General features: G+C 45.5%; 11 protein-coding genes. 5 read left to right on the forward strand and 6 right to left on the reverse strand.

The features are described from left to right. Positions 1–141: 141 nt before the first annotated feature. Positions 142–906, forward strand: a complete 765-nt coding sequence (locus tag AC5JL3_RS01685; protein WP_496072836.1) for a hypothetical protein — start codon at positions 142–144, stop codon at positions 904–906. Positions 907–966: 60 nt separating this feature from the next. Here AC5JL3_RS01685 and AC5JL3_RS01690 read toward each other — a convergent pair whose 3' ends face one another. The 3 genes from AC5JL3_RS01690 to AC5JL3_RS01700 all read right to left on the reverse strand — a co-directional run bounded on the left by AC5JL3_RS01690 (position 967) and on the right by AC5JL3_RS01700 (position 4,300). Beyond that, positions 967–1,281 carry an ABC transporter permease gene (locus tag AC5JL3_RS01690; RefSeq protein ID WP_496072837.1) on the reverse strand — a complete coding sequence of 105 codons (315 nt, stop codon included), beginning with the start codon at positions 1,279–1,281 and terminating at the stop codon, positions 967–969. Between the two features lie 235 nt (positions 1,282–1,516). After that, positions 1,517–2,203 (reverse strand): dethiobiotin synthase, encoded by a 687-nt coding sequence (gene bioD, locus AC5JL3_RS01695; RefSeq protein WP_496072838.1) that lies wholly within the window; start codon positions 2,201–2,203, stop codon positions 1,517–1,519. Positions 2,204–2,278: 75 nt separating this feature from the next. Beyond that, positions 2,279–4,300, reverse strand: a complete 2,022-nt coding sequence (locus AC5JL3_RS01700) for a protein kinase domain-containing protein (RefSeq protein ID WP_496072839.1) — start codon at positions 4,298–4,300, stop codon at positions 2,279–2,281. A gap of 637 nt (positions 4,301–4,937) precedes the next feature. Between AC5JL3_RS01700 and AC5JL3_RS01705 the strand changes: the two genes are divergently transcribed. From AC5JL3_RS01705 to AC5JL3_RS01715, 3 genes are all read left to right on the forward strand, one after another. Continuing rightward, a complete protein-coding gene (locus AC5JL3_RS01705; RefSeq protein WP_496072840.1) occupies positions 4,938–5,930 on the forward strand; it encodes a ribose-phosphate pyrophosphokinase in 993 nt (330 codons plus the stop codon). Between the two features lie 124 nt (positions 5,931–6,054). Then, on the forward strand, positions 6,055–6,555 hold the full coding sequence (locus AC5JL3_RS01710) for a hypothetical protein (protein ID WP_496072841.1): 501 nt from the start codon (positions 6,055–6,057) through the stop codon (positions 6,553–6,555). Positions 6,556–6,558: 3 nt separating this feature from the next. After that, complete coding sequence (locus tag AC5JL3_RS01715) at positions 6,559–6,957, forward strand: PIN domain-containing protein (RefSeq protein ID WP_496072842.1); 399 nt, start codon at positions 6,559–6,561, stop codon at positions 6,955–6,957. Here the strand turns inward: AC5JL3_RS01715 and AC5JL3_RS01720 are convergent. From AC5JL3_RS01720 to AC5JL3_RS01730, 3 genes are all read right to left on the reverse strand, one after another. Beyond that, on the reverse strand, positions 6,954–10,565 hold the full coding sequence (locus AC5JL3_RS01720; RefSeq protein ID WP_496072843.1) for a CHAT domain-containing protein: 3,612 nt from the start codon (positions 10,563–10,565) through the stop codon (positions 6,954–6,956). The genes AC5JL3_RS01715 and AC5JL3_RS01720 overlap by 4 nt on opposite strands. Then, positions 10,525–11,001, reverse strand: coding sequence for an NUDIX hydrolase (locus tag AC5JL3_RS01725; RefSeq protein ID WP_496072844.1), 477 nt, complete (start codon positions 10,999–11,001; stop codon positions 10,525–10,527). Before AC5JL3_RS01725 ends, AC5JL3_RS01720 begins: the two co-directional genes overlap by 41 nt. A 102-nt stretch (positions 11,002–11,103) precedes the next feature. Continuing rightward, positions 11,104–11,559 carry a DUF3531 family protein gene (locus tag AC5JL3_RS01730; protein WP_496072848.1) on the reverse strand — a complete coding sequence of 152 codons (456 nt, stop codon included), beginning with the start codon at positions 11,557–11,559 and terminating at the stop codon, positions 11,104–11,106. Between the two features lie 239 nt (positions 11,560–11,798). Between AC5JL3_RS01730 and msrB the strand changes: the two genes are divergently transcribed. Next, a complete protein-coding gene (gene msrB / locus AC5JL3_RS01735; protein ID WP_496072845.1) occupies positions 11,799–12,206 on the forward strand; it encodes a peptide-methionine (R)-S-oxide reductase MsrB in 408 nt (135 codons plus the stop codon). The last annotated feature ends 151 nt before the right edge of the window (positions 12,207–12,357 follow it).

Below are 12,357 nucleotides of genomic sequence, written 5' to 3' on the forward strand. Positions count from 1 at the left end.
TTATCTTGGTAGCGTGCCTCAGAAATCCTGTAAAACCGTGTACAGGTAGCATCAAAAAATATACTTTGAGGTAGAGCAGGAAATTTACCCAAAAGGTGAGGATTAGGCAAAGAAGAAGTGCTGCTCTAGGGAGGGTGTCTTATGCGTTCAGAAATCATCAATAACTGGTTGATACCTACCCTTTGTAAGCTTGTCCTTCCTTTAGCAGTTCCTCTTACCTTCAGCTATGCTACTGCCACTCCTACTGCTGCCGACACGCTTTGGTATAACGGTGACCCCGATGGGCAAGGCTTCGCAGCGAATCAGATATTCTGGCTTGGTCAACGACAATCTAACCGGACTATTTGGAGCGACTTTACTATTCCAACTACTGATGAGGGTTGGAACATTGACACGGTTTGGTCTAACAACCTGCTATATTCTCAAGCTTCTGCTCCAACAGCTTCTTGGGGAATTGTAACAAACCTCTCACAACGAATAGATGATGCACCATTTTTGAACGGCGAAACTGTTGCTTTTGGTCGTAGTCCTGCGTCAATAATCCCTACTACTTTCACCGTCTCTGATCAACCTGTATCCACTCTCTCCGTTTCAGGGTTAGATCTTTACCTTGAGCCAGGAACTTATTGGTTGACAGTGACTCCATTTTACGATTTAGGAGATGGTTACAGTATCCCTGCTGCTGCTATTGCCACTACAAGCGGTACAAATGCCATTGGGACACCTCCTGGCAACAACGGGAACTCATTTACGGTAGGCTACAGTATTGATTTCTATCCTGACAACCGAGATTATTCGATGGGCATCAGTGGCACAGTATCGAGATCTGTTCCCGAACCAACTTCTATGTTGAGTATGTTGTTGTTTGGTGCTTTGGCTGCTGGTTCCCTATTGAAGCGTCAGTAAATCTTTGCCCTTGGCTTCGAGAGTAGTGGGGTTGGCTTGCAAAGTATTTTTCCGTCTAGATTAGTCCTGCTGGTGAGCAAATTGATAAGCGCCCAGGAGAGAAAGCGCGATCGCAACAGCAAGTAAAATCGGTATCGAGTACCAAGGAAACTGCGACAACGGTAAATAGGCAGCGGAGCGAAGCCCAATGCTGGTATACGTTAGAGGCAGTAGATAGACAATTGCTTTCAAGGCTGCTGGTAGCGTTGCTGGGTCAAAAAACGTTGCCCCTAAAAATGACATGGGAATGATCAAGAAGTTGTTGTAAAGACCTACACTTTCAAGAGACTTCACATTTAACCCAACAAGTACGCCTAAAGCCGCAAATCTAACCACTCTCCCCAGAAGATTGTGAGAGTGTCTGCCAAAACAGTTTGTAACTGCGAACCTTTATGGGGTTGATTGAAGGAGAGAGAAAAATCCGGTTTCACAAGTGCAGGTTAATGACATTTTCCTTAATATTACTTGACCTTTCACTAGCTGGTATTACAGAAAGGGGTCAAGGTGAAATGGCTTTTACCCTCACTCCTTGACCCAATGAATTAGTGCTACAGGTTAAATGTGCAATAGCTTAGTACTTTTGGATAAATCGCTCTATCTCTAGATCTGAGGCAACTTGAGCAAGTTTAAAGAGATCAGTCGGGTTAGCCATATGCGGCAATCTACCTAAAATTGGAACGTTTGTTAGAGACTGGATGAGGTGAACGGGTGCCCAATCAGCAATCTCTTCGTCTGAACGAGGGTTAACGCAATTGAGGACTATTCCTTTGAGGTGGACATTTGATTGACGTGCTAGGGCAACATTAGCGACAGCTTGTGCGATCGCACCCAGCTTCACTGGAACCACCAATACCACGGGTAACCGCCAATCCCTTGCCAAATCTGCCACCGTTAGTTCGTGAGTAATTGGTGAACCGAGTCCTCCTAAGGCTTCCACCAGTACTAACTGGCATCGCTGTTGTAAGGAAGTAAACGCCTGCCAAGCCAGTCCTAGATCAACTAAGCGTCCTTCTCGTTCTGCTGCTATGGGTGGAGCAACAGGTGTCTGAAAGTGCAAAGGTGTAATCTCTTCTGGGGTTTGCTTGAGGTCAAAGAGTTTTTGGTATAACTCGCAATCACCTATCCCCGTCTGAATCGGCTTCAAAATTCCCAAACTCTCTTGAGGACGGTACGTCTGCCAATAAGCAGCAAGCGAACAGGTCAAAACAGTTTTTCCTGTCTCTGTATCCGTGCCAGCAATCAATAAGCTACTGTGCATCTAGGTTTAGATTGTGGTGCTAGGCAAAAATTAATCAGTTAGTATCTGAGAGAACTTAATTCAGATAAACCTGAATTACTGTGGGTACTGAAGACTAGTAGACAGCTGGAAGCGTGTCGGTCTTTGGGCAATTACGTCAATTGTATAGTTACCAGCACGCAAGACCTGAGACTGCCAAAACTGGACTCCCGAAGCATCTGCTATTACCTGACCCCCAGGATCGCGAATTGTTAAAGACACACCACCGTCTTGCACTTCTGCCGCTAGCTGCTGTCCTTCCTGAGCATTGATCAAGTAGCGCTTGATCGTTCGTGGACCCGTTTGATCAGCAAGCTGCAACGTTCCTTGACCTTCTGCAAAGTTCAACCGTTCTGTGTCATAGCTAACCTGTGGTGACGGTGATGTTGTTGGTTGTGTTGTTGGGGGCGCTGGGTTAGTCAAACCCAACGATAAATTGTAGTTGCTCCTTGGCAAACCTTGAACTGGACGCAGTTGAACAGTGTAATCTCCATTAAAGGGTAGCGTTCCCTGCCATCGCGGCACACGGTTAGCTTGATTATCAACTGGGTTTTGGTCTGGCCCAAGTACCGTCATTAAAACCCCTTCACCATTAAGAGAGGCTCTAAGCTGTTGGTCTTGTGTACCTGGAACAATATAGTTAATCGTTGAATTCGCGTTTATGGTTCCCGCTCTTGAGACAGCTTGACCAGCGGACAGATTCACACGCTGACTAAATGATGTAGGTTGCGTTGGCGATGGCGTTGGTGTCTGTGTTGGCGATTCTGTGGGTGATTCTGTGGGTGATTCTGTGGGTGATTCTGTGGGTGATTCTGTTGGGGTTGGGGTTGGTAACTCAGTGAAAGGCGTTGTGGGCGTAGGTGTCACCTGAGCATTTTGTGAATTGCGGATACTGCTGATAATTGCCCAAGAGCCAAGTCCTGCCAGCAATGCCAATGCTGCACCAATTCCCACGACAGCCCAAGGATTATCCCAAATTGAGTTAGCTCTAGGTTCAGGAATTACAGGGTCAGATTGATTTGGGATTCTGGGTCTTGGATTAGCTGGTGGTTCCGGGCGACGTCCCACTGGCATTGTCGCCATATTGGAAACATTGCGGTCTGGTTGTTGAGGTTGAGGTTGAGGTTGAGGCAGGGGAGCTGGCTGTGGCGCAACTGAGCCGTGCGATTGAATCGCTTGCATCACTTCCATTGCTGACTGATAGCGATCGCCTGGTCGATAACTCAGCATCTTGTTCAAGATGTTGGCTAATTCATCAGTAACATTGACCCACCGACGCCAGCGCCAAATTAGCTGAGTATCATCAAAAAGTGACTGTGGCTCTTTACCTGTCAAGAGTACCACCGCTGAAACGGCTAAGGAATAGAGGTCACTACTGGGATAAGCTCTACCTGTCTGAATTTGCTCACTAGGCGCATAACCCACTTTCCCAACAGTAGTTACTGGAGCCGTAGAATTAGGAGACTGAAAACGGGTTGCCAGTTCTTTCACAACACCAAAGTCAATCAATACAGGCAGATTGTCTGTGTTACGCAGCATTATATTATCCGGTGTAATATCCCGGTGAATAATGCTTTTACTATGGACGTGGTCTAAAACTGGTAATAACTGTAGTAATAGCTGTCGTACCTCGGCTTCTGAGAAGACCCCAGATCCAGAGTTCGCCATTGTTCCCGTTGTTGTTGGGGTCGGAATCCCCAAATTCTGATTCTGAGTTTGAGCCTCCCCACCCGATTGCTGAGCTTTGCGATCGTTGAGTAACTCGCGGTAAGTTTTCCCTTCCACATAGTCCTGCACCAAGAACAGCCGTCCCCCTTCCTCAAACGTTGCTCTAAACTGAGGAACTTGCGGGTGCTTAATCTGATAGAGTGCCGTTGCCTCTCGTTGGAACAGCTCCTTTGATTTCTCTAGTACAAAAGGCTCACTCTGAGGTGGAATCAATTCCTTAAGAGCACAAAGTTCATTAAAGCGTCCTTGGTCCTCAGCTTTATAAGTCCGACCAAATCCACCTTGACCAAGAACACTGAGCAAGTGGTAGCGATTTTGCAGAATAGTTCCAGAGGCGATTGGTGGTTCCATGAGTGTGTAAATCGGTTTTTACGAGAAAGAGGAAGGATGCCTAACGGCAAGCTGAACTTACTCCCGAATGCAGCAACCTGTCATCACTATGTTAGAGTATCGTGAATGAACCAACTCGCCAATAGTAGTTTTAAAAATGAACTACTGTTTTTTTTGTTGCTAGAGATTATTCAATCTCTCAAGTATTTTCTGTAACTTAATAATATTAAGAACGTTTAGTTATAAAAATTTATATTTTTTTAATCTTTGTAAATAAAATCATGTTATTTACCACTTATCTGATTGAAGCGCCAAGCATCCTTAACCAGAATGGTTAAAAAGTACTTAAATATTGTCCTTTACCATACAGATTAAATTCAAGAGACTTAGGAATAGTAAACACGCTGCTTGATTGATCACTATTACACTTCAGCTTCGAGCCATAGTTTTTTGGGCAGTGGTTGTTGAAGTGAATCAATGATTATCAATAAAGTTTTTACTACTATAGAAAAATAAATTTGCTTGTTGCTGTTGATAGAGATGTTCTTCTGGAGGAACTGCAAGAATTTCCCTCCAAGCCAATTTTGATCAAATTCTGAGAAAAGTTTACAATCTAGTGATGATAAGATTGCAGTGAAATGAGCTTCGAGGGTCTGCTGTGAGCCGTTCTGCAACTTTAACGCTTCAGCCCACACTGCCGCCGATTGCGGACAACAATCGTCTCCGACTATTTTCAGGTTCTGCTAACGTTCCGCTTTCTCAGGAAGTGGCTCGTTATCTTGGCATGGACTTAGGACCGATGGTTCGCAAGCGGTTTGCAGATGGAGAGTTATATATCCAAATTCAAGAATCAATCCGTGGCTGTGACGTTTACCTTATTCAACCAACTTGCCAACCCGTAAATGCCCACCTGATGGAGTTACTGATTATGGTTGATGCCTGCCGTCGTGCCTCAGCGCGGCAAATCACCGCAGTAATTCCTTACTATGGTTATGCCAGAGCAGACCGCAAAACAGCGGGTCGTGAGTCAATTACGGCGAAGCTAGTTGCTAACCTGATTACTGAGGCAGGTGCGAGTCGGATTTTGGCAATGGATTTACATTCTGCCCAAATTCAGGGATATTTTGATATTCCGTTTGACCATGTCTATGGCTCTCCGGTGCTGCTAGACTACCTGGAAAGGAAGCAACTCTCCGATATTGTTGTTGTTTCCCCCGATGTGGGGGGCGTAGCAAGAGCGAGAGCTTTTGCCAAAAAGCTGAATGATGCGCCACTGGCAATTATCGATAAACGACGGCAAGCGCATAATGTTGCGGAAGTGATGAACGTCATTGGGGATGTCGAGGGTAAGACAGCGGTACTGGTAGACGACATGATTGATACAGGTGGCACTATTTGCGAAGGAGCAAGAATCCTACGTGAAGAAGGCGCTCGCCAAGTCTATGCTTGCGCTACTCATGCCGTTTTTTCACCACCCGCTATTGAGCGTTTATCGAGTGGAGTGTTTGAAGAAGTAATTGTGACAAACACAATTCCGGTTCCTGAAGAAAACCGCTTTGAACAGCTAACAGTGCTTTCGGTAGCGAACTTGCTAGGTGAAACCATTTGGCGCGTCCATGAGGACACTTCAGTCAGCAGCATGTTTCGATAGAGCCTGAGGACTGAAGTCGGGCATTCACGGATGAAGCCTGCCTGAGAGCAGGCTTTATGTTTTTTTATTAGGGTGCATCACCTTCTTGAGTCGTTAGTATCTTGCAGCTTGCAAGATTTGCTCGATGGCTATTATTCTGACACCTGAAGAGATTGCTCAGTATCGCTCTGCATGGGCAAATAATCCAAAAGCGATCGCCGATCTTGATGTCATTGAGGCTTGTGATGGAGATTTGCAACGTGCGTCTCGCGTACTATCGCGTAGGGCAGGGGCGGAAGACGATAGATTTGTTTCAAATCGTCTGGAGCAAGGATTAAAGCAATGCCGCGATGCTATCTGTGAAAAAGAATTTAAAGATGACTTGTTACCGGAACTGTTAGAAGTAGTGAAGGAATCTTTAGCAGCAAATAGTCAGTCTTTCCTCGTGGCACTAGAAATCCCAGTTGCTCTGTACATCACCAAAGTAGGCGTGAATAATTTTTGTAAGTCTTCTGACTTATCGTTAGAGGGGCAAAAAAGGAAGTTTCTGTGTCTGAATTGGGCAGGAGGTCTAGCAGATTTAAAGGAGCAATATACCTCTTTGGAACTCCAAAAGCAATCTTCAGACTGGTGGATTAACGACTAATTTATGTATCTAGTGGATACGAATGTTTGGCTTGAACCCCTGTTGCAGCAAGATAGGGCTGAAGAAGCAGTTCAGTTTCTTACCCAAACGCCAACAGAAAATCTCTTCATTACTGATTTTTCTTTTTATTCGATTGGAATATTGCTGACAAGGCGAAATAGACCTAATATACTGCTAGATTTTGTTCAGGATGTTTTCACCAACGGTGCTGTGGTGCTACTCCGTTTGGAGCCTCAAGAGATGCCTAACTTAGTTGCAGCAATCAATCAATTTAATCTAGATTTTGATGATGCTTATCAGTACGTGACTGCCCAGAGAAATAACCTGGTAATTGTGAGTTTCGATAATGACTTTAACCGCACACCAGAAGGCAGAAGAACACCTGCTGAAATTGTCGGCTAGACTCCTGTAGCTGTGAAAGCAGCCCAGTAGTATGGATTAGCGAAGGGCTTCGGCTGGCGATCGGGAGCCTGAATTTTATCTAGAGTTCGGTTAAGAGAGTCGTGAAATTCAAAGCGATCGCCTTTGGAAAGCTGGGCAAGAATTCCATCAATTTGCGGTTGATATTTGGCAAAGACGGCTTCAAAATCTTCGCTGGTCAAATCCCGCAGCCATTTTTGAGCTTGGTTAAGAGCAATGGCAACATCTCTCGCTTCTAGTTTGGAAAAGTTTTTGAGGTTTTCATAAAATTTGATCGTCAAGAAGCAGGTTGAGAGGTCATTCACAGCCCAAAGGCTGCTGACGACACTGAGGGCACCAGCATACAGAAAGGCGCTAGGCAAACCGATGTACTCATCACTAATGCTGGTGAAGTCAGTCAAGCCAGTCTCGCAGGCAGAGAGGGTAACGAGGCGGCATTGGCTGAGATCAAGACCAAAGATTTCCCCAAGAGTGAGGGGTTGCCTATCAGCTAAGAGTAAAGCTGATTTCAGGGGCGATTCAAAGTTAAACTCGCCGTGACAAGAGAAGTGAACGCAATGGGCAGCGCGTAGATGTTCTGTGTAGGGGATAGTGTTGAAGATATCTTTTTTGGCGTTTTTTTCAACCAGAACATAAGCAAGTTCAAAGAAGCGATGAATAGTTTGAACCTCCAAATTGGCATAGAACAGGTCTTCAGTAGGGTTTTGAACTCCAAAGAAGTAGCTGAAGTCAGGACGTTTTTGTTTTTCAGTTAGCTGCAATAGCTGACAACTGGGTGCATAACGGACACCTCTGGGGAATTTGTCTAAAAGGCATTTGTCCTTCTGGTTAGGCAATGGCAAAGCATGAAGGGGAAATAGGTGCAGGAACAAATGGGGAATCAAAATCACCCTGTCGCAAGTGTCTGGTACATGGGCAAGGACTGCCTCTAGATGCAGGATTTGAGTAAGGCGATTGAGACGGGACTCTAGCTTGTCTTTCCAATGTTCTTTGGAGGGTTGCGCGTAGTTCTGTAAATACTCAATGATCCAGTTAATTAAGTCTCGTCCATCTTTTGGAGAAGATTGCCAAACGGTTATACCAGGGCTTTGGTGGGTGATGATGAATGCCAGGAAGGTTTCATCCAGGATGTACCACTCTATGAGGACAGTTTTGTCATCGGGTAGCAATTCCTGTATCTGCTGGAAGCTGATAGGTTCGACTCGTTGGGTAAGACTGAAGGTGGGATCGATTGGCTGGATTTGCTGGGTAATTAGGTCATTTAGTTGTTGCTGTAAGACATTTACACGAGTATGGTCGGTGCCTCCACCAACTGTCGATGAATTACTGGAAAATTGGCTACGCTCATCGCTCAATATACTCCCACCTGTCTGGTTGCTTCTAGCAATGTCAATCCGTCGCTGTTCAGCCGCAATTTCCCGGCGAAGTCGGTTGAGTTCGTTGAGGACAGCTTCGGGAATGTCGCCTTTGGGGTAGAGGTCACGGGTCGCGAGGAGTTCGACTAGGTTGCGGGCTTTGCTGCGCTCGACATATTCTATCGCTTGGTCGTGATAGCCTAGCTCTAGGCAAACATTCACCATACATTGATAGAGATCATTCGATTCTTCAGCTAGTTTTTGTTTGTCTTCTTCTATTCCAGAGCCAGAGAATATCTCGTTACGCAGGGATTCTACAGTATCAATAGCTACAGCAAAGGCATCATAAGCCTTATGTAGCTGTTGGAAATCTTGGTAAGTAACACCAAGGTTAAATTGAGTGCTTACATTTTCTTGGGGAAAGGCTGAACGGGTATATACCTCCAAAGCAGATAAGAAATGGTAGATCGCTGTTTCTAAATTCTCTGCCCGTTCTCCCCAGAGGCGGTTTCTATAGGTAGCACCCAGATTGTTTTGAGTTTCTGCCCAAGCATACGGAAATGCTTCGCGGGTGCGTACCTCCAAGGCAGCTAAAAAACAGCGGATTGCCGCTTCGACATTCTCTGCCTGTTCTCCCCAAATACGATGTCTGTAGGCATTGCCTAGATTGTTTTGGGCATTTCCCCATTCTTGAGGAAAGTCTTCGCGGGTGCATATCTTTGAAGCAGCTAAGAAACAACCAATTGCAGCTTCTATATTCTCTGCCCTCTCCCCCCGAACGCGGTTCTTATATGCTGCACCTAAATTGATTTGGATCGCTGCCCAGCCATAGGGAAAGTCTTGGCGGGTGTATTCCAACGCCTCTGAGAAACAGCGGATTGCTATTTCCAAATTCTCTGCTCTCCCCCCCTGGATGCGGTAAAGATAGGCAACGCCCAGCTTGTTTTTGGTATCTGCCCAGTTAGAGGGAAAGGCTTCACGGGTGTATATCTCCAAAGCCTCTGAGAAACATCTGATAGCTGCTTCTAAATTCTCCGCTCTTTCCCCTTGGCGGAGGTCAATATAGGCAATACCCAGCTTATTTTTGGTCTCTGCCCAGTCATAGGGAAAGGCTTCACGGGTGTATACCTCTAAAGCCTCTGAGAAACAATGGATAGCTGCCTCCAAATTCTCTACCCTTTCTCTCCAGATGCGATTAAGGTAGGCATTGGCCAGATTGATTTGGGTATCTGCCCATTCTTGAGGGACGGCTTTGCGGGTAAATATCTCCAAAGCCTCTGAGAAACAGTGGATAGCTGCTTCCAAATTCTCTGCCTTTTCTCCCCAGATGCGGTAAAGATAGGCAAGGCCCAGATTGTTTTGGGTTCCTGCCCATTCTTGGGGGAAGAAATCGCGGGTGCGTACCTCTAAAGCCGCTGAGAAACAACGAATTGCTGCTTCCAAATTCTCCGCCCTCTGTCCCTGGAGTCGGTACATAAAGGTACCGCCCAAATTGTTTTGGGTGGTAGCCCATTGTTCTGGTAAGGAATCGCGGGTGCGTACCTCCAAAGCAGCTAAGAAACAACGGATTGATGCTTCCAAATTTTCTGCCCTCTCCCCCCGCAGACGGTTACGATATTCAATGCCCAGATTGTTTTGGGTTCTTGCCCAGTCTTCGGGGAAGGCTTCGCGGGTAAAGACTGTTGTAACAATCTCGTTGCATATAATTGCAATTTCCAGATTACTAGCGCGGTTGCCCAAGGGGAACTGCTGAATGAGGGCACTGAAATCGCCAATAGATCCTGCTATGTCATATGCTATCTTTGGCTCCACTTCCGGCAGGGTAGCACTTGCCCAGCTTCGCAACACTTGAGCAAAGTTATCATCCAGTTGGTCTAAGTTCTCTTGCAGCAACGGGTAAACCACTTGCGGATTGCCATTGCTGTCTGCGGTTATCAGCAATACCTGCAAGAAGAATGAGAGTTGGGACTCAGAATTTGGAAGAGTGGAAGAAGTGGGGGTTGAGGATGACAATCCCAGTACCTTAGCTAGCTGACGGGCAACATCAATTAAAAAATCAGCGGCGTTGCGATCGCCCTTCTCTTCCAACACCTCTGCTACCTGTACCATTGTCTGCACGAACCCAGCATCAACTAAATCTGGGTTAGCATTCAAAATCTGTGGTTCCTCGCCACTAGGACAACTCAACAGTCCATTAATCAGATTGATGTAGGCTTCGCGGCGTTGTTCCTTCATGAGGCGAACTCAGGTAATCTAAAAACTGTTCAGGAACAATACGAAGTTCTCCAGATTTACACTGGTCAATATCTAGCCAAAGTGCTGTTCCTTTGTGCTCTCCCTCAAGAAATTCTATTTGGTCGAGTTGATAAAACTTTGGGTCAACAAAATCACATTGATACAATTGAATAATTTCATGACCCGGTTGACCGTTGTAGATAAATAGATTTTCAATACAACCTAAGTATTTAATATTAGTGAGTTCGGCTTCGAGTTCTTCTTGAAACTCTCGTTTTAAAGCATCATAGCTAGTTTCACCAAAATCAACACCCCCACCTAAGGCTCGATAAAATGTCTCTTGCTTAACTGGATCGTAACCTTCCGAAAGAAAGATGCGATCGCCATCTCGAATCAATCCCAGTACTATTACACGGATTTCCTTAGGTGGGTTCATTGCTGCTTTTAGCCGTTCTATATGCCTACCTGTGCAACTGAAAACTTCGAGATTTTAGATTGTCCTAACCTAACCTGCACTTTTGGCTGTTAGCAAGTTGCTTTAGTTTTGCTGAGCTTCCGAGAAAAGAGCACGCCGATCATTGTCTATCGGCCAGTCTTCATTTTCGCCACCAAGGCATAAGCGCTCAATTATTACATATTCCTTGGAAAGCTGCCTGAGGGAATTGATTAAGACATCAATTGCGATCGCATCACTGGTACCTAAATCAAACCAACAGCGTGCCCAAGTGCCTTCAAACTCAAAATCACTCTTATTATGCATCACCGACATCAAGCTGCTGTCTGCTACCTTGTCGTCATACTCCATGTAGCCGATATCAATCCCAACATCCTGAACCTGGAGGTTTTCCGCATCGAAGCCTCCCAGCTTACCGAGGAAGAACCAGGAGTTGAACAGTTCCTCAACATATTCCTTTTCCATTGAAGAGGGAACTGTGGTGAACTCCAGCCAAATCCACAAATCAAAAGGGTTAAATTCGCGAAACACTACCTGCATGATATTCACTGCTTTACTCAGTCGTGACTATTCTATCGAAAAGCACTACAAACGCTTGCTTAACAGGCTTATTGCTGTAATTCCTCTCCTTCATCAAGCTAAGTATTCCATTTGAGGACTTGAGGACTGGTTAATCGGCAACTAAATGAAGGATTATGAAGAAAGATATCTTTTACAGGCTGGTGCAAGACCAAGCACGGCACACCTGTCACATTAATCTACCTTAGAGAGCAAAAGTCATGGCAACATCAAATAGTGAATTTGAAATCACCAAAACTGAGGAAGAGTGGCGCAAAGTTCTGACACCGGAACAGTTTCAGGTGATGCGGAAACATGGCACGGAACGCGCCCACACTAGCCCACTGGATAAGCAATATGGCAAGGGTACCTTTGTCTGTGCGGCGTGCGACCTGCCACTATTTTCATCTGAAACCAAATTCAACAGTGGTACTGGCTGGCCGAGTTTTTACGATCCGATGGAAAACGCGATCGCTACAACCGTAGATAAGTCGCTGTTTATGACGAGGACTGAAGTGCATTGCCGTCGCTGCGGTGGGCATTTGGGTCATGTGTTTAACGATGGTCCAAAACCTACTGGTAAACGCTACTGCATGAACGGCGTTTCGCTTAAGTTTATTGGAGACTGAACCTTATAGACTATCGACAGTTTAGTTGAGGTGTGATCGCTCACCTCAACTCACCTAAATACCAATGCTATTACGAAAAATTTAGATGTCCGACGACTAGTAGTGCGCCACAAAGATTATGACAGGTTAACACAGGGATATAAATATAAGT

Source organism: Symplocastrum torsivum, assembly GCF_059505465.1.